The sequence below is a fragment of the Bradyrhizobium sp. T-1 genome, from assembly GCF_053592855.1.
The window spans coordinates 825,093-842,823 of sequence record NZ_CM132115.1; the positions used below are offsets into that span (position 1 = coordinate 825,093).

A 17,731-nucleotide genomic window follows, 5' to 3' on the forward strand; every position below is an offset into this window, starting at 1 on the left:
GCGGTCTATTCCGCCGGCTGCAGCACTGGGCCGGCCTTCTTCGGCGCGATCCAGAATGCGTCGGGCCGTTCGAACAGGAAGTCGGCCTGCAGCCGCAGCGCAGCCTGCCAGATCGCGAGCGATCCGATCACGCCGACGATGGTGACGATCAGCGACACGGTGCCGATATCCGGAATGATGCCGGTGCGCAGCAGCAGCGTGCGCGTCGAGGCCATCGGCAGGAAGAAGGCGAGATAGATCACGATCGAATGCTCACCGCAGAAGCGCAGGAAATTGCACCAATGCGCACGCGCCAGCAGCGTGCCTGACGTGATGATCGCGCATGCGCCGGCGAAGCCGAGCATCAGCGAGACGATCTTCCACTCGCTTGCGCCGAATGCGACGAGGCCGGCATTCACCAGCGCCCAGGTCGCGAGCGCGGCGACTGCCCGCGCTGGATGATTGCGTGCGCGATCCGACAGCGCGAAGACGTAAGGCGCGAACAGATAGCCCGAATAGAAGTAGACGAAGCGCGCGCAGAACTCGTCGATCGCGGTCCAGCCGGTCGTGATCCGCGCGGTCTCGAGCGCGGCCGCCGCCAGCCAAATCGCGAGCGGCGGGAATTTGCGTGTCAGTTTTGTGACGATGAAGAAGACCGGCAGCAGGTAGATGAACCAGAGCGTGCCGAAGGGCTCGATGAAGGATTCGAGATACAGCAGGCCCACGTCGCGCCAGCCGGTTTCGGCGGCGAAAGCAGGGGCCTTGAAGCCGAACTGGATTGTCACCCAGACGACATAAAAATAGGCGAAATGCACCACCTTGCGGTCGAGATAGGTTCGCCAGTCCCGATTGATCACCAGTGGCAGGAACAGGCCCGAAATCAGGAAGAAGTCCGGCATCCGGAACGGCTTTGCGAAGGCCACCAGGACATGCATGAAACCGGTCTCGCCAGCGGCGAGCTCGACGCCCAGCACCGAGTGCATCATCACCACCATGACGATGCAGATACCCTTGGCGTAATCGACCCAGTCGACACGCGCGGCAGCCGAGGCTTTGAGAAGCTCCCCGCTCGCAGCTGATGTGCCTGATGATGCCATGGTGTCCCGTTTCGAGGCGTGTTCCGCCCGGTCCCTGTGTGGGTGTGGGGCAGTGTGGCGCCCAGTGGTTTCCGACTTCTTTACCGGTACAAATCGCGTGCCGGTTTCTCGGCGCGGGCTCTTCCTTCCCGACGGGAAAATGCTAAACCGCCCCTCGGATTGGGGTTTCGTTAACCAAGCTGGAACAGGGATTTTCATGCGCATCGCGATGATCGGCACGGGCTACGTGGGACTGGTGTCCGGAGCCTGCTTTGCGGATTTCGGCCACGACGTCACCTGTGTCGACAAGGATGAGAAGAAGATCGCGGCGCTTCATCGCGGCGAGATTCCGATCTACGAGCCGGGTCTGGACGAGCTGGTCGCGACCAACGTCAAGGCCAAGCGGCTCGACTTCACCACCGATCTGGCCAAGCCGGTTGCGGATGCCGATGCCGTGTTCATCGCGGTCGGAACCCCCTCGCGCCGCGGCGACGGCCATGCCGATCTCTCTTATGTCTACGCTGCCGCGAAGGAGATCGCGCAGTCGCTCACCGGCTTCACCGTCGTGGTGACGAAGTCGACCGTGCCGGTCGGCACCGGCGATGAGGTCGAGCGCATCATCCGCGAGGCCAATCCAAAGGCCGACGTCGTCGTGGCCTCCAACCCCGAATTCCTGCGCGAAGGCGCAGCGATCCGCGACTTCAAATTCCCCGATCGCGTCGTCGTCGGCATCTCCGACGAGCGTGGCCGCAAGGTGATGGGCGACATCTATCGCCCGCTATCCTTGAATCAGGCGCCGCTGATGTTCACCGCGCGCCGCACCGCCGAGATGATCAAATACGCCGCGAACGCCTTCCTCGCGACCAAGATCACCTTCATCAACGAGATCGCGGACCTCTCCGAAAAGGTCGGCGCCAACGTGCAGGAGGTCGCGCGCGGCATTGGTCTGGACAACCGCATCGGCACCAAATTCCTGCACGCCGGTCCCGGTTTCGGCGGCTCCTGCTTCCCGAAGGACACCAAGGCGCTGATCAAGATCGCGCAGGACTATGATGTCTCCTTGCGCATCGTCGAATCCGTGCTGGCGGTCAACGAGAACCGCAAGCGCGCGATGGCGCGCAAGGTCAGCCAGGCGCTCGGCGGTAGCTTGCGCGGCAAGACCATCGCGGTGCTCGGCCTGACCTTCAAGCCCGACACCGACGACATGCGCGATGCGCCGTCGATCCCGCTGGTCACCGGCCTTCTCGACATGGGCGCGAAGGTAAAGGCCTTCGATCCCGTTGGCATGGAGCAGGCCAGGAGCGAGCTGCCGAACATCACCTATTGCGAGGATGCCTATTCCTGCGCGCAGGGCGCCGATGCGCTCGTCATCGTCACCGAATGGGTGCAGTTCCGTGCGCTCGATCTCGACCGGCTGAAGGCGACCATGGCGCAGCCCGTCGTCGTCGACCTCCGCAACATCTATCGTCCCGAAGAGATGGCTGCGGCCGGTTTCACTTACGAGAGCGTGGGCCGGCCATCCGTGCAGGGCTGATCTCCATATTGTTGTTGACCGAAAACCGTCATGGCCGGGCTTGTCCCGGCCATCCACGTCTTGTTCACTGCCAGGTGAAAGAACGTGGATGCCCGGGACAAGCCCGGGCATGACGACCGGATGATTTCTTGCCCCGTACCTTCGACACGCCCCTGCCGATCGATGCCGTGCTCGACGACCTCGCGCGCACGCTGGAGGCGAACAACGCGGCCGTGCTGGTCGCCCCTCCGGGCGCCGGCAAGACCACGCGGGTGCCGTTGGCGCTGCTCGATGCGCCCTGGGCCAAGGGCAAAAAGATCATCGTGCTGGAGCCGCGGCGCATTGCGGCGCGCGCCAGCGCCGACCGCATGGCCAAGTCGCTCGGCGAGCGTGCTGGCGAAACCGTCGGCTACCGCGTCCGTTTCGGTTCGAAGATATCGCGCGCAACCCGCATCGAGGTGGTGACCGAGGGCATCTTCACCCGCCAGATCCTCGACGATCCCGAACTCTCCGGCGTCGCCGCCATCCTGTTCGACGAATTCCACGAGCGCTCGCTCGATGCCGACATGGGTCTTGCGCTGGCACGCGATGCCCAACTCGGCCTGCGCGAGGATCTGCGTATCCTCGTGATGTCGGCGACGCTCGACGGCGCGCGTGTCGCAAAGCTGCTTGGCGAGGCGCCTGTGGTCGAGAGCGAGGGCCGCGCCTTTCCGGTCGAGACCCACTATCTCGGCCGCAAGGCCGATGCGCCGATCGAGCGGCAAATGGCCGATGCGATCGCGTCCGCGCTCCGCGCTGACAGCGGCTCGGTGCTCGCCTTCCTGCCCGGCGCCGCCGAAATCCGCCGCACCCAGAATTTCCTGGCTGAGCGCGTGCAGGACGCCAGCATCGAGATCGTGCCGCTGTTCGGCGCGCTCGATGCCGCTGTGCAGGACCGCGCCATCGCGCCGGCGCCGAAGGGCACGCGCAAGGTGGTGCTGGCGACCTCGATCGCGGAGACCTCGCTCACGATCGAAGGCGTGCGCATCGTGGTCGATTCCGGTCTCGCCCGCGTGCCGCGCTACGAGCCGGACATTGGACTGACCCGGCTCGAGACCGTGCGTGTTTCGCGCGCGGCGGCAGATCAGCGCCGCGGCCGCGCCGGCCGTACCGAGCCGGGGGTCTGCTATCGGCTCTGGGACGAGCCGCAGACCGCGTCGCTTGCGCCCTACACCCAGCCGGAAATTTTGAGCGCCGATCTGTCCTCGCTGGTGCTCGACCTCGCGCAATGGGGTGTGGCCGATCCCGCTGCGCTGTCGTTCCTCGATCCGCCGCCGCAACCGGCTTGGAAGGAAGCCAAGAGCCTGCTCTCCGAGCTCAATGCGCTCGATGGCGACGGTCGTATCACGGCAGAGGGAAAAAGCCTGCGTGCACTGGCGCTGCCGCCGCGGCTGGCGCGCATGATCGTGGATTCGCATCGTGCGGGTAGCGGCGAAGAGGCGGCCGAGATCGCGGCCATCCTCACCGAGCGCGGGCTCGGCGGCGACAGCGCCGACCTCGAGCACCGGCGCGACCAGTTCCGCCGCGACCGTTCGCCGCGGGCGGCGAGCGCGCGGGATCTCGCCCGACGCTGGGCCTCGCAGGTCGCAGCATCCGAGAAGCCGGGGCTACAGGAGGATCTCTCGACCGGCCTGATGCTCGCCTACGCCTTCCCGGATCGTGTCGCGCGCAATCGCGGCAACGGCAGCTTCGTGCTCGCCAATGGCCGCGGCGCCGCGGTGGAGCAGACGTCCTCGCTCGCCCGCGCACCCTATATCGCGATCGGCGAGATGACGGGCACGGCCGCGAGCGGCCGCATCCTGCTCGCAGCGCAGATCACTGAGGACGAGATCGAGCTCCATTTCGCCGAGCATATCGAAACTCTCGACGAGATCTCGTTCGACCGTGGTGCGATGGCGCTGCGCGCGCGGCGCAAGCGCGTGCTGCATGCGATCACGCTGTCCGAGGCCACGCTTGCGGTGTCACCCTCGGAGGACACTGCACGCATCTTCGCGGATGGTCTGATCGCCGCCGGCCTCGACCGGCTGCCCTGGTCGAAGGCCGCAAAACAATGGCGCGACCGCGTGATGTTTCTACGCAAGGCCGAGGGCGACAGCTGGCCCGATCTTTCCGACGACGGGCTGATCGCGCGACGCGACGACTGGCTGGTGCCCGCGCTCTACGACAAGATCGCACTGAAGGACATTTCGCCCGGCGATCTCTCCGATGCGCTGATGGCGCTGCTGCCGTGGGAGATGCGCGCGCGGCTCGACCGCGAGGCGCCGACGCATTTCGAGGCGCCTACGGGAAGCGTGCTCGCGATCGATTACGAGGCCGAGCAGGGCCCGACCATTGCGGTGCGGCTGCAGGAATTGTTCGGCCTCAACACCCATCCGTCGGTCGCGGCGGGCAAGGTCCCGCTGGTGCTGGAATTGCTGTCGCCGGCGCAGCGCCCGGTGCAGGTCACGCGCGATCTCCCCGGTTTTTGGCGCGGCAGTTACGCCGCGGTGCGCTCCGATCTGCGCGGCCGCTATCCGCGCCATCCCTGGCCGGATGATCCCGCCAGCGCGCTGCCGACCCGGCGAGCCAAGCCGCGCGGGACGTGAGATTTTAGGCCGGCATTAACCGTCCGCTCATCCTTTTCGCCAAAATGGCGAAGTTCTGCCGTGGCTCCGCTCGCGGGTGGGCAGGTTGCGTGGTGAAATCGAGCTTTCCGGCTCGGAAGTGGTGTGATGCGTAACATTATGATCTTCGCGGCCATCATGATCGGCCTCGGCACCTTCATGGCGCAGATGGCGGACCGGATGAGCTCGGCCTCCGCCACATCAGTGCCGCGCACGACAGTCGCCGTCGCAACCGCGGCCCCGGCCGGAAGCCGCAGCCTCGCCATCTCCCGCGATGTCCGCGGCCATTTTCAGACCGATGGCCGCATCGACGGTCAGCGTATCGGCTTCATGGTCGACACCGGCGCCTCCGTGGTGGCGCTGAACGAGACCTCGGCGGCCCGCTTCGGCCTGCGTCCCTCGCGCAGCGAATACAACGCGACCGTCACCACCGCGAACGGCACCATCAAAGCCGCGCGCACCCGCATCGCCATGCTGGATGTCGGCGGCCTCATCGTGCGCGATGTCGATGCCATGGTGCTGCCGGATGCAGCGTTGTCCGAGAACCTGCTCGGCCTCTCCTTCCTGTCCCGTCTGAAGCGCTTCGAGTACGCCAACGGCCAGATGGTGCTGGAGCAGTAAATCCAGACGGATTGCTGCCGGATCATTCGATATTGCACTGAACCGAGCCCGCGGCAGGTAACGTTTTTCCGTTACCAAACTGCCGCAATTATCGGCCATAAGCCCTCATTCCCGCCTTCCGCTGCGGCCCGGCATTCGCTAAGGCTGCACCAATTCCCGCCCTTTTCACGAGACCGTCTCAATGTTTCCCAAGCCGAAATCCGTGCTTCTGCCCAACACCTACGCCTTCGAATCCGAGCCGATGGTCAAGCCCACCGGTTTTCGCGAATACGACGCGCGCTGGCTGTTCCAGAAGGAAATCAACCTGATGGGCGTGCAGGCGCTCGGCATGGGGCTGGGCGCACTGATTGCGGAACTCGGCGTGAAACAGGAGATCGTCACCGGGCATGATTTCCGCGGCTATTCCGCCTCGATCAAATATGCGCTGATTTCCGGCCTGATGGCGGCGGGCTGCAAGGTGCACGACATCGGGCTTGCGGTGACGCCGATGGCCTATTTCGCGCAGTTCGATCTCGATGTGCCCTGCGTCGCCATGGTCACGGCCTCGCACAACGACAATGGCTGGACCGGCGTGAAGATGGGCGCCAACCGCCCGCTGACTTTCGGTCCCGACGAGATGACGCGGCTGAAGGAGATCGTGCTCAACGCCGAGTTCAAGAACAAGGCCGGCGGCGCCTACCAGTTCCACGAGAACTATCCGGCGCGCTACATCGCCGATCTCACGGGCCGCCCGAAGCTCAAGCGCAAGCTCAAGGTCGTTGCGGCCTGCGGCAACGGCACCGCCGGCGCGTTCGCACCGCAGGTGCTGGAGGCGATCGGCTGCGAGGTGATTCCGCTCGACACCGAGCTCGATCACACCTTCCCGAAATACAATCCGAACCCTGAAGACATGGAGATGCTGCACGCGATCCGCGACGCGGTGCTGCATCACAAGGCCGATGTCGGCCTCGGTTTCGACGGCGACGGCGATCGTTGCGGCGTCGTCGACAACACCGGCGAGGAGATCTTTGCCGACAAGGTCGGCGTGATGCTGGCGCGCGACATGTCGGCGATCCACAAGGAGGCGCAGTTCATCGTCGACGTGAAGTCGACCGGTCTCTTCATCACCGATCCCGTCTTGCAAAAGCAGGGCGCCAGGACCGCTTATTGGAAGACCGGCCATTCCTACATGAAGCGCCGCACCAACGAGACCGGCGCGCTCGCGGGCTTCGAGAAGTCCGGCCACTTCTTCTTCAACAAGCCGTATGGCCGCGGCTATGACGACGGCCTGGTCTCGGCGATCGCGATCTGCGACATGCTCGACCGCGCCCCCGGCAAGTCGATGGCGGACCTGAAGGATGCGTTGCCGAAGACCTGGTCGTCGCCGACCATGTCGCCGCATTGCGCCGACGAGACCAAGTATGGCGTCATCGACAAGGTGGTGAAGCATTTTGAAGGCTTACAGGCCAAGGGCGCCAAGATCGGCGATCAGGCGATCCGCGATCTCGTTACCGTCAACGGCGTGCGGGTTACGGTCGAAGACGGCAGCTGGGGCCTGGTGCGCGCGTCCTCCAACAAGCCCGAGCTCGTGGTTGTCGTTGAGAGCCCGGTCTCGGAGCAGCGCATGCACGACATGTTCGAGATGGTGAACAGCGTGCTGCGCACGCATCCCGAAGTCGGGCAATACAACCAGACGATCTGATGTGTGGCGACCGCTCCGACGGCGGTCTACTCCCTCGCCCCGTTCTTACGGGGAGAGGGTTGGGGTGAGGGGCCTCTCCCGCGCAAGCGGTTAGCAGTCTCGGTCGAGCTCTAAGCCGCCACCACGGCCGGGATCGGCAGCGCGGTGACCGACTTGATCTTCTCCATCGCGAAGCGCGAGGTGACGTTCTTCAGCGGCACGGCGGCGATCAGCTTCTTGTAGAAGACATCATAGGCCTGCATGTCGGCGACCACGACGCGCAGCATGTAGTCGACGTCGCCGGCCATGCGGTAGAATTCCATCACCTCGGGCATGGCGCTGACGGCTTCGGCGAATTTCTTCAGCCAGGCGTCGGAATGGTCGGAGCTCTCCACCGACACGAACACGGAGATGCCGAGCCCGATCTTGTTCTGATCGACCAGCGCCACCCGCTTCAGGATCACGCCGTCGGCTTCCAGCCGCTGGATGCGCTTCCAGCAGGGGGTCGAGGACAGCCCGACGCGATCGCCGATTTCGGCGACGGACAGGGAAGCATCGTCCTGGAGCACCATCAGGATCTTGCGATCGATGGCGTCGAGGCGGCGGCTGGTCTCGGGGATCTGGACAGCGACATCAGTCATTTGAAGAACTTTGTTCCATTTCAGGGGCTGATTTCCCTGATATAGAGAAAATCCTTCTATATCAAGTCTATAATCTCGGCGACCTCCAGGGTGTCGCTCCGCGCGCCTCGCCCAAAAACTCTTCAACTTCAATGCGTTGTGGGGCGGCCAACCCTCCGCCATGGCGGGTGCATTTCAGTGCCGCGGTGGCCGCGGCGAATCGCAGCGCCTCCCGCACCGTCTCGCCTTCGGCGAGCCGAAGCGTGAAGGCGCCGTGGAAGACGTCGCCGGCCCCGAGCGTATCGACCGCCTCGACCGGGAAGGCCGGCGTCTCCTCCAGCGCGCCGGTCTCGTTCAGCCAGATCGTGCCGCGCGGACCACGGGTCGCTGCGAGGAAGGCGGGTGTCAGCCTGGCGAGCCGTTTCAACGCCTCGCCGTCCTCGGTAACGCCCGCCGTCTCCTGGACCTGCTCGCTGGCAAACAGCAGACGCGAGGCGGCCGTGAGTAGGCCGTCGGTCAGCGCCATAGCGCGGTCGACGCCGACGATGACGGGGATGCCGCGCCGGCGCGCCTCAACGCAGAGATCGATGCAAAACGTACCGCAGCGGCTCTCGACGAGGACGGCCTGACAATCGGCGAGCAGTTCGTCTGCATCCGGCAGCTTCACGGTCCACAGTGCTGGATCGCGATAGATGGTCAGCGTTCGCTCGCCTGATCCGTCGATGATGATCGCGGAGACGGGCGTCGCCGCACCCGGCATGCGCAAGACGTGCGTGGTATCGATGCCCTCGGCGGCCATCCGTTCGAGAATGAAGCCGCTCGATGTCTCCCGCGCATCGCCCATGGGACCTGCAAAGGCGACGCGGCCGCCAAGCCGTGCCATCGCGATCGCGGCATTGAGCGCGTTGCCGCCGCAGATCTCGGCGAGATGCGTGGCATTCGCCTTGCTCCCGCGTTCCGGCACGGCCTCGACCCGGAAGGTGAGGTCGCGCACGGGAATGCCGATACAGAGGATGCGCGGTGCGATCCCGGATGCGACCATCGCGGATCTAGCTCTTGTCGTGCACCCAGCGGCCGAGCAAATGATGTGCGATGGCGAACGGGTGCGGACCGGCGAACCCGTCGGGATGCGTCCGCGTCAGCATCAGCGCCGCTTCTTCGCGCGTGAACCAGCGCGCATCCTCCAGCTCGGAGTGATCGACGACGATGTCCTCGTTCAGCGCCCGCGCGCTGCAGCCGATCATCAGCGACGACGGATAGGGCCATGGCTGCGTCATGTAATAGTGCACGTCGGTGCAGCGAATGCCGGACTCTTCCAGAATCTCGCGGCGGACCGCGTCCTCGATGGTCTCGGCGGCCTCGACGAAGCCGGCGAGGCAGGAATACATGCCGGGCGGAAACTGCTTCTGGCGGCCGAGCAGGCATTTCTCGCCTGACGCCACCAGCATGATCACGACCGGATCGGTGCGCGGGAAATGCTCGGCCTTGCAGGCCGGGCAGTCGCGCTTCCAGCCGCCTTCCTTCATCGCGCTGCGCGTGCCGCAATTGGCGCAATAGCCGTGGCGCTGATGCCAGCTGACCATCGACTTCGCCATCGCGATCGCCGACAGTTCCTCGGGCGGGATCGCGCCCTGCATCGCCATGCCGCGCAGTTCGGTGACGGTGTAGTCCTCACGGCCCACAAGCTTCTCGGCAGCAGCCTGCGACATTCCCATGCCGAAGATCGCCGCTCCGTCGCGCAGGCCCAGGAAGATCGTGCCGGGATTGGCGCCGCACTTTGTCGCTTCATCGATCGACAGCAGCGCGCGCGCCTTGTCGCCCTCGCGCTTCACAAGAAGCGAGTCACGATAGACGACATAGGCGCGCGACGACGATTTCTGCTCCAGTGCGAACAGTTTTTGGTCATCGCGGCGCAGGTGCGCAGCGCGATCCAGGATGTTGGTGACGAAGGCCGGCTGCCCCAGCGGAAACGAGTCGAATGCTGACATTTCTTGTTCTTTCAACCCAACCAGATTTTTCGGCGAAGCGCGCTGATGAAATTCTGCACCTCGGCGGCGTCGTGCGCCAGCGGCGGCATCACGCCCCAGACCGGCCGCGGCCAGGCGGCATCACTGGTGCGGCGCGCGATGATGTGAACGTGAAGCTGCGGCACGAGATTGCCGAGTGCTGCGATGTTGAGCTTGTCGCATTTGGTGATCTCCTTCAGCGCGCGCGAGACGCGGGAGATCTCGGTCATCAATTGCGCCTGCTGCACCTCGTCGAGATCGATGATCTCGACTGCATCGGCACGCCGCGGCACCAGCAGCAGCCAGGGATAATGGGCGTCCTTGATGACCAGCACTTTCGACAGCGGCAGATCGCCGATGTCGATGGTGTCTTCTTTCAGGCGGGAGTGCAGCGACCAGGCGGGATCGGACATATGTGTTTCCAAATTGCCCGGCGTGGTCGGGCGCGTTGGCGCCGACCATACGATACGAGGTCAGTCAGGGGAAGGATGGCAACTGCATACTCGATCGTCGTCCTGGACAAGCGTAGCGAAGCGGAGCGCCGATCCAGGGCCCACCACAGATGGGATTTGGCGACGACTCGTGGTGACCAGCTTCGCCCGACAACCTCTCTTTGGGGTAATGGGTCCCGGCCTTCGCCGGGACGACGTCCACGTTTGTGGCTGCGCCTGAGGTCTACGCCTCCGCCAACACCCGCGCATTGGCGCGGATGGAGGCTTCGCTGACACGGATGCCCAAGCCCGGCCCGTCGGGCACGACGACGTGACCTTCGCGGTTGGCAACGCGCTCTTCGAGCACGTCCTCGGTCAGCACGTGATGCGGCATGTAAAATTCGCAGCCGAGCGAGATGCCCGGGGTTGCCGCGATCAGCTGCGTGCCTGCGGCGAGCCCAATGCCGCCCTCCCACAGCGTGCCGCCATAGCCGGGCAGGCCGGCGATGTCGGCGATCGCCATGATCGCCTGTGCCTCGAACAGGCCGCCGGCCTTCATCAGCTTGATCGAGACCGCATCGGCCGCCTCGCGGCGCACCACCTCCATCATGTCGCGCCGATCGAAACAGCTCTCATCGGCGAGCACGGGTGTTTCCAGCGCTGCGGTGAGCTGCGCCATCACGTCGAGAAATTTTCGCGGCACCGGCTGCTCGATGAAGGTCGGCGCAAACTCCTCGACATCGCGCAGGATCTTGATGGCTCCGAACGGCGCCAGCGCCTGGTTGTAGTCGACGCGCAGATCGACCTTGTCGCCGAACTCCTTGCGGATCGCTTCGAGATGGTCGAGATCCTCGCGATGCGGCTTCACGCCGGTCTTGACCTTGTAGATCACGTTGCCGTCCGGAACCATCTTTCGCATACGCTCGAGATCGGCCGCGAAATCCGGATCGGCAATCGAGAAAGAAAGCGGGATCGTGTCGCGCACGCGGCCGCCGAGCAGGTCGGCAACCGAGAGCCCTGACGATTTGCCGACGATATCGAGCAGCGCCATCTCAATCGCGACTTTTGCTTCCGCGTGGCCAACCAGCGCACGGTCGAGCTCCGCCATCAACGCGCGGATGCGGCGCACGGATTTGCCGAGCAGGATCGGCTTCAAGTAGATGTCGAGCGCGGAGAATGCAGCTTCGGCCGTCCCCGTGAACACTTCCCACGGCGCCGCTTCGCCCCAGCCGATCACGCCGTCGCTCGATGTCAGCTCGATCAGCACGCGCTTCACCGTGCCCTTGACGTTGCCGACGCCCTGCAGGCGCGCCATCTTGATCGGGCTTTCGATCAGGAACAGCCTGAGACGTTCGATGGTCGCTTCGGTCATGTCAGGCCTCCATTGACGTGCCAGACCTGGCCCGTGACGTAAGATGCTTTTGGGGACGCCAGGAAGGCGATGATCTCAGCGACTTCGTCCGGCCGTCCACGGCGGCGCATCGGGATCAGCGCCTCGGTCGCGGCGATCTGCTCGGGCGACAGCCGGCTCTCGCCCGGCCTGTCCTTGACGATGAGGCCGGGCGAAACCGCATTCACGGTGATGCCGTCCTTGGCGAGCTCGATCGCGGTGAGCCGCACCAAAGCTTCGAGCGCCGAGCGGCTCGCGGCGGTGGCGGCGAAAGGTGCGAATTCAGGCCGGATCGCGTGCGCGACGAAGGATGATACCGCCACGATCCGCGCGTCACACCCAGCGCGCAGCAGCGGTAGCGCAGCCTCGACCATTCGCGTGAACGCCAGCGCGGACTCGTCCATCGCCTGCCGGAACTGATCCGCCGGCGTGCCGATGGCGCTGCCACGACGAGCGTGGCCGCCGACGAGGATCAATCCGTCCAGCCGGCTGAACGCGGCTCGCGCGGCGGCGATGGCGTCGGCGACGGCCGCTTCCTCCGCGAGATCGCCGAGGCACTTTGCGACAACCGCGCCTTTCGCTTCGGCATCGGTCGCGGTGGCGTCGAGGCCTTCTGCGTTCGCGCGCGTGTGCAGCACAAGGGCGGTGCCGGGCGCAGCGAGCAGCTTTGCGGTGGCGCGGCCGATGCCGCTGGCGGCACCGGTGACGAGGTAGGCGCGGTCGATCTCAGGCATCACGGTGCCGCGTTGGAAGGCGGCAGTGCGCCGGTGCGGTGGAAATGGCTGAGGAAGGCGCGCGTCGCGGTCTCCTGCGGATTGTCGATCACCTGACGCGCCGGACCTTCCTCGACCACGATTCCGTCACGCATGAAGATCAGGCGGTCGGCGACTTCGCGGGCAAACGCGATCTCGTGGGTCACGATCACCATGGTCATGCCTTCGGACGCAAGCTGCTGGATCACGTTCAGCACCTCGCCGACGAGTTCAGGATCGAGCGCCGACGTTGCCTCGTCAAACAGCATGACGTCGGGCTCCATCGCCAGCGCACGTGCGATCGCGACGCGTTGCTTCTGGCCGCCGGACAGCGTCGCCGGATATTGATCGGCCTTCTCGGCAAGGCCGACCTTGGCGAGCTGGGCGCGCGCGAGCTTCTCGGCATCGGCCTTGGCCATGCGGCGTACCGTAACCGGCCCTTCCATCACATTCTCGAGCGTCGTCATGTGCGGGAACAGATTGAAGTGCTGGAACACCATGCCGGTGGTGGCGCGGAATTTTGCCAGCGTCTTCACATCAGGAAGTTTCGAACCGTCGCCGAACGCAAAGCGCGTGTCGCCGACACGGACGCTGCCGCCATCGGGCACGACCAGCAGATTGACGCAGCGGAGCAGCGTCGACTTGCCGGAGCCTGACGGGCCGATCAGCGCGACCACGCCGCCTTTGGCGACGTCGAGATTGATGTTCGTCAAGACCTCGTTGCTGCCGAAGCTCTTGCGCAGGCCACGGATCTCGATTTTCGACGTCTCGCTCATTCGCCGACCGCCAGTCGCTTCTCGCCACGGCGGACGATGATGGTGAGCGGGATCAGGATCGCGGCGTAGGCGACCGCAACCGCGGTGTAGGTTTCCAGCGGCCGGTAGCTGTCATGGGCAGCGACCTGGCTTTGATAGACCAGATCCGGCACGGCCAGCACCGACACCAGCGAGGTGTTCTTGAACTGGATGATCGACTGGTTCATCAGTGCCGGGATCATGCGCTTGATCGCCTGCGGCAGCACGATGCGGCGCATGCTCTGGCCCGGCGTCATGCCGAGCGCGGCGCCGGCTTCCGACTGGCCCTTGTCGATCGAGATGATGCCGCCGCGGATGATCTCGGAATAGAACGAGCCGCCATAGAGCGAAAGCGCCAGCGCTGAGGCCGTGATCGGCGTCATCTCGACGCCGGCGAGGATCGGCAGCGCGTAATAGAACCAGATCAGCTGCACCAGGATCGGCGTGCAGCGGAACGCTTCGATGAAGGTGAGGGCGAGAAGCCGCACCGGCTTGAGGCGCGACAGGCTGCCGAACGCGCCGAACAGGCCGAACACGAGGCCAAGCAGCACGATCACCACGGTGAAGCCGACGGTGACGCCGAGCCCGTTGAGAAAGAGCCAGCGATAGCTCCAGAGGATGCCGAAGTCCCACTGATACATGCGTGTTCTCTTGCTTCACTTCTCCCGCTTGCGGGAGAGGTCGCGTCGTATCGAAGATGCGATGCGGGTGAGGGCTCTATCCTCTTGGGGAGTCTCCCCAGCGGAGACACCCTCACCCCAACCCTCTCCCGCAAGCGGGAGAGGGAGTGGAGCGGTGCGTGCGGATCGAGACTGCCCCAAGTTTGCGATACCTTACAACGAAACGCCCGGCGGAATGTCCGCTTCGGTCACGCCCACCAGCTCCATGTTGGTGATGATCGCATTGCGGATGAAGCCGAGGCCCTTGTTGAAGTCGATCCAGGTGTTGACGTAGTCGCGGAACGTCTTGTCGTTCTCGCGGCGGAAGCCGGCATTGGACGTCGTCGCGAAGATCGGCGTCGGCAGCACGAACTGGCCGAGCGAGGGATTCTTCTTCAGCACGGTCAGCGACAGCATGGTGATTAGGCACTGCGCGTCGACGCGGCCGGTCTGCAGCGCAGCAGTGGCGTCGTCGGCGGTCTTGAGACGCGAGATCTGCGCCTTCGGCGTCAGGCGGCTGACGACCTGGTCGTGCGAGGAGCCCTGGTCGACCGCGATCTTGATGTCGGGCGAGTTCAGCTCGGCCCAGCTCTTCGGCTTGAAGTCCTTCTTGCAGAGAATGCCGAAGGCGTTGTTGAAGACGGGCACCGAGAAGTCGATCACCAGCGCGCGCTTCGGCGTCGGGTTGAGGCCGAAGAAGATGTCGATCTTGTTGGACTGCAGGTCGAGCACCGAATTGCCCCAGGTGGTTTCGGTGATCTCGAGCTCGGCCTCCAGATCGTCGGCCAGCCCCTTGGCGATGTCGATGTAGAAGCCTTTCCACTGGCCGCTGGAAAGATCCTTCATGTAATAGGGCGCACCGCCGCCGACCGCGCCGATCCGCATCTTCTTGGTGCGGCGGATGCGGGCGAAGGTCGATTCGTTCGGATCGGCCGCGGTCTGGGCTACGGCCGGGGCGGCCAGCGTGGCTGCGGCTACCGCGCCAAGCCCGACAATCGATGCAACATCACGACGTGTAACCATTGGGATCAATCGCTTTTCTGGTTGGGTGGAGTTCCGGCAGCGTTCTTACCAAGGCGGCCATGCTAGCGAAAGCACAGCCTATCGGCTGGGCAGACCGGGAATTGCTCGGATGCTGGGCAAGATCAAGCGGTTCGAACCGATACCCGCTTGCTTTCCCGACCTTTTAGCCCCAAATAGGGACCGGGAGATTGGCGGTGGACGAGCCACTCGCCAACCGGGTCAGGTCCGGAAGGAAGCAGCCCTAACGAGGTCCGGATCGGGTCGCTCGTCAGTCTCCTACCTGTTTTTCCGAGCGAATTGCGCAGGCGGCCCTGCCGCCCGCGCGCTCCTTTCCGCAAAAGCCGGCCGAGAGACATTTCATTGCGGATCGACCGATGACCGACGCTGGCGCCCCTCCCGATCCCGTTAGCGCCGGCCAGGCCGGCAATGCACCCTACCGGGTCCTCGCGCGCAAATACCGCCCCTCGAGCTTCGATGATCTGATCGGCCAGGAGGCGGTGGTTCGTACCGTCTCCAATGCGTTCGAGACCGGGCGCATTCCGCAGGCCTGGATCCTCACCGGTGTCCGCGGCGTCGGCAAGACCACCACCGCGCGCATCCTGGCCCGTGCACTCAACTACGAGATGCCGGATGGCTCGGTGAAGGGGCCGACCATCCACATGCCGACGCTGGGCGTGCATTGTCAGGCGATCATGGAAAGCCGGCACATGGATGTGCTGGAGATGGACGCGGCCTCGCACACCGGCGTCGATGACGTCCGCCAGATCAACGACAGCGTGCGCTACGCGCCGGCCAGCGCCCGCTACAAGGTCTACATCATCGACGAAGTCCACATGCTGTCGACGGCGGCGTTCAACGCCTTCCTGAAGACGCTGGAGGAACCGCCGGAGCACGCCAAGTTCGTGTTCGCCACGACCGAGATCCGCAAGGTTCCTGTCACGGTGCTGTCGCGCTGCCAGCGCTTTGACCTGCGCCGCGTCGAGGCCGACGTGCTGATGAAGCACCTCGCCAACATTGCCGCCAAGGAGAACGTCGAAATCGAGCCGGAAGCGCTCGGCATCATCGCGCGCGCGGCAGAAGGCTCGGTTCGCGATTCGCTGTCGCTGCTCGACCAGGCGATCGCGCATGCGGCAGGCCAGGTGAGGGCGGATGCGGTCAGGCAGATGCTGGGCCTCGCCGACCGTACCCGCGTCATCGATCTCTTCGATTCGCTGGCCCGCGGTGACATCGCGGCCGCGTTCAAGGAGTTCCGCGACCAGTACGACGTCGGCGCCGATCCCATCGTCGTGCTCTCGGACCTTGCCGAGTTCGTCAATTTCGTCACCCGCGTGAAGATCGTGCCGGCGACCGCCGACAACGTCGCCTATGGCGAGACCGAGCGCGTGCGCGCGAAGGAATTCGCCTCGAAGATCTCGATGCGCGTGCTGTCGCGGATGTGGCAGATGCTGCTCAAAGGCATCACCGAGGTGCAGGGCGCGACGCGGCCGGCCGCGGCCGCCGAGATGGTGCTGGTGCGGATCGCCTATGTCGCCGACCTGCCGACGCCCGATGAAGCGATCAGGATGCTGGAGCAGAACGGCGGCGGCTCGCCGGTCGTCACCGGCGGTAGTGCCGCGCGCAGCAATGCGCCGGCTGCGCCGATGGGTTCCGCAGCGCCTGCTGTCTCTGCGGCGCCCGTGCGCGCGCCAAGCGCGCCGTCGGGCTTTGGTGGCGGCGCCGCCCGGCCGCAGATGGCCGCGCCCGCGCCGGATCCGCAAGGTGCGGCGCCCCAGTTGCGCATCACCAGCTTCACCCAGCTCGTCGCGCTTGCCAGTCAGAAGCGCGACGTCATGACCAAGGCCGCGCTCGAAGGCGACATGCGCCTCGTTCGTTTCGAGGAGGGCCGGCTCGAAATCGCGCTCGAGCCGAACGCCTCCAAGACCATGATCACCGAACTCGCGAAAAAGTTCGAGCTCTGGACCGGCCGGCGCTGGACCATCATCGTGTCCAACGAGCAGGGCCAGCCGACGCTGCGTTCGGTGAACCAGGCGGCGAAGCAGGAACATGCGCGCAACGCCGAGGCCGATCCGCGCGTGCAGGAGGTGCTGTCGCGCTTCCCCGGTGCAAAGGTCGTCGAGGTCCGCAGGCTTGCCCCCGAGACGCCGGAATCCAATATTAACGCCGACTATGGCTCTGACGATCCGCCCGACGGTTCCGACGCCGACGACGATTTCTAGAGCTGATCTTTCCAAGGACGAACACCCATGGCTGATTTTCTCGGCATGATGAAGCAGGCGGCGCAGCTGCAATCCAAGATGCAGGAGATGCAGGAGCAGCTCGCCAATGTGGAGGTCGAGGGCATCTCCGGCGGCGGTCTCGTTGCCGTACGCATGACCGCGAAGATGGACGTCAAGGGCATCAAGATCGATCCGTCGCTGATGAAGGCGGAGGAGCGCGAGGTGCTGGAAGACCTGCTCGTCACCGCACTCGGCGATGCCCGCCGCAAGGCGGAGACGGCGATGCAGGAAAAGATGCAGTCGCTCACCGGCGGGCTCGGCCTGCCGCCGGGGCTGTTCGGCCAGTAAG

At 65.0% G+C, this 17,731-nt stretch carries 16 protein-coding genes and 1 other RNA gene; 7 read left to right on the forward strand and 10 right to left on the reverse strand.

The window, feature by feature from the left end; genetic code table 11:
- Nucleotides 1-5: 5 nt before the first annotated feature.
- Complete coding sequence (locus ACWAT4_RS03915) at nt 6-1,076, reverse strand: acyltransferase family protein (RefSeq protein WP_449729844.1); 1,071 nt, start codon at nt 1,074-1,076, stop codon at nt 6-8.
- Nucleotides 1,077-1,272: 196 nt separating this feature from the next.
- On the opposite strand from ACWAT4_RS03915, the gene ACWAT4_RS03920 reads away from it, so the two are divergent.
- The 4 genes from ACWAT4_RS03920 (at nt 1,273) to ACWAT4_RS03935 (ending at nt 7,512) form a co-directional block, all read left to right on the forward strand.
- A complete protein-coding gene (locus tag ACWAT4_RS03920) occupies nt 1,273-2,589 on the forward strand; it encodes a UDP-glucose dehydrogenase family protein (protein ID WP_449729845.1) in 1,317 nt (438 codons plus the stop codon).
- Between the two features lie 128 nt (nt 2,590-2,717).
- Entirely contained in the window at nt 2,718-5,192 is a 2,475-nt protein-coding gene (gene hrpB / locus ACWAT4_RS03925; protein WP_449729846.1) for an ATP-dependent helicase HrpB, read from the forward strand.
- A 126-nt stretch (nt 5,193-5,318) separates the two neighbouring features.
- On the forward strand, nt 5,319-5,831 hold the full coding sequence (locus ACWAT4_RS03930) for a TIGR02281 family clan AA aspartic protease (RefSeq protein WP_212446220.1): 513 nt from the start codon (nt 5,319-5,321) through the stop codon (nt 5,829-5,831).
- A 181-nt stretch (nt 5,832-6,012) separates the two neighbouring features.
- Nucleotides 6,013-7,512, forward strand: coding sequence for a phosphomannomutase/phosphoglucomutase (locus ACWAT4_RS03935; RefSeq protein WP_212303956.1), 1,500 nt, complete (start codon nt 6,013-6,015; stop codon nt 7,510-7,512).
- Nucleotides 7,513-7,622: 110 nt separating this feature from the next.
- Here ACWAT4_RS03935 and ACWAT4_RS03940 read toward each other — a convergent pair whose 3' ends face one another.
- The 9 genes from ACWAT4_RS03940 to ACWAT4_RS03980 all read right to left on the reverse strand — a co-directional run bounded on the left by ACWAT4_RS03940 (nt 7,623) and on the right by ACWAT4_RS03980 (nt 15,166).
- Nucleotides 7,623-8,132, reverse strand: a complete 510-nt coding sequence (locus ACWAT4_RS03940; RefSeq protein WP_212303955.1) for an Lrp/AsnC family transcriptional regulator — start codon at nt 8,130-8,132, stop codon at nt 7,623-7,625.
- Between the two features lie 67 nt (nt 8,133-8,199).
- A complete protein-coding gene (locus ACWAT4_RS03945; RefSeq protein ID WP_449729847.1) occupies nt 8,200-9,153 on the reverse strand; it encodes a sugar kinase in 954 nt (317 codons plus the stop codon).
- Between the two features lie 7 nt (nt 9,154-9,160).
- Nucleotides 9,161-10,099: an NAD(+) diphosphatase gene (gene nudC, locus ACWAT4_RS03950; RefSeq protein ID WP_212303953.1), complete on the reverse strand. Its 939-nt coding sequence runs from the start codon at nt 10,097-10,099 to the stop codon at nt 9,161-9,163.
- Between the two features lie 11 nt (nt 10,100-10,110).
- Nucleotides 10,111-10,530 (reverse strand): HIT domain-containing protein, encoded by a 420-nt coding sequence (locus ACWAT4_RS03955; protein WP_212303952.1) that lies wholly within the window; start codon nt 10,528-10,530, stop codon nt 10,111-10,113.
- Between the two features lie 262 nt (nt 10,531-10,792).
- Nucleotides 10,793-11,920: a muconate cycloisomerase family protein gene (locus tag ACWAT4_RS03960; protein WP_212303951.1), complete on the reverse strand. Its 1,128-nt coding sequence runs from the start codon at nt 11,918-11,920 to the stop codon at nt 10,793-10,795.
- A complete protein-coding gene (locus ACWAT4_RS03965) occupies nt 11,917-12,672 on the reverse strand; it encodes an SDR family NAD(P)-dependent oxidoreductase (protein ID WP_212426486.1) in 756 nt (251 codons plus the stop codon). Before ACWAT4_RS03965 ends, ACWAT4_RS03960 begins: the two co-directional genes overlap by 4 nt.
- Nucleotides 12,672-13,466: an amino acid ABC transporter ATP-binding protein gene (locus ACWAT4_RS03970; protein WP_449729848.1), complete on the reverse strand. Its 795-nt coding sequence runs from the start codon at nt 13,464-13,466 to the stop codon at nt 12,672-12,674. Before ACWAT4_RS03970 ends, ACWAT4_RS03965 begins: the two co-directional genes overlap by 1 nt.
- A complete protein-coding gene (locus ACWAT4_RS03975; protein ID WP_212446215.1) occupies nt 13,463-14,125 on the reverse strand; it encodes an amino acid ABC transporter permease in 663 nt (220 codons plus the stop codon). Before ACWAT4_RS03975 ends, ACWAT4_RS03970 begins: the two co-directional genes overlap by 4 nt.
- A 192-nt stretch (nt 14,126-14,317) precedes the next feature.
- The gene (locus ACWAT4_RS03980) at nt 14,318-15,166 is read right to left on the reverse strand and encodes a transporter substrate-binding domain-containing protein (protein WP_212303947.1); all 849 of its coding nucleotides are present in this window, start codon (nt 15,164-15,166) and stop codon (nt 14,318-14,320) included.
- 183 nt (nt 15,167-15,349) lie between these two features.
- Between ACWAT4_RS03980 and ffs the strand changes: the two genes are divergently transcribed.
- The 3 genes from ffs to ACWAT4_RS03995 all read left to right on the forward strand — a co-directional run bounded on the left by ffs (nt 15,350) and on the right by ACWAT4_RS03995 (nt 17,730).
- An RNA gene (gene ffs, locus ACWAT4_RS03985) (signal recognition particle sRNA small type) lies at nt 15,350-15,446 on the forward strand.
- Between the two features lie 94 nt (nt 15,447-15,540).
- Nucleotides 15,541-17,382 carry a DNA polymerase III subunit gamma/tau gene (locus tag ACWAT4_RS03990; RefSeq protein WP_212446214.1) on the forward strand — a complete coding sequence of 614 codons (1,842 nt, stop codon included), beginning with the start codon at nt 15,541-15,543 and terminating at the stop codon, nt 17,380-17,382.
- Nucleotides 17,383-17,409: 27 nt separating this feature from the next.
- On the forward strand, nt 17,410-17,730 hold the full coding sequence (locus ACWAT4_RS03995) for a YbaB/EbfC family nucleoid-associated protein (protein WP_212303945.1): 321 nt from the start codon (nt 17,410-17,412) through the stop codon (nt 17,728-17,730).
- Nucleotide 17,731 lies beyond the last annotated feature (1 nt).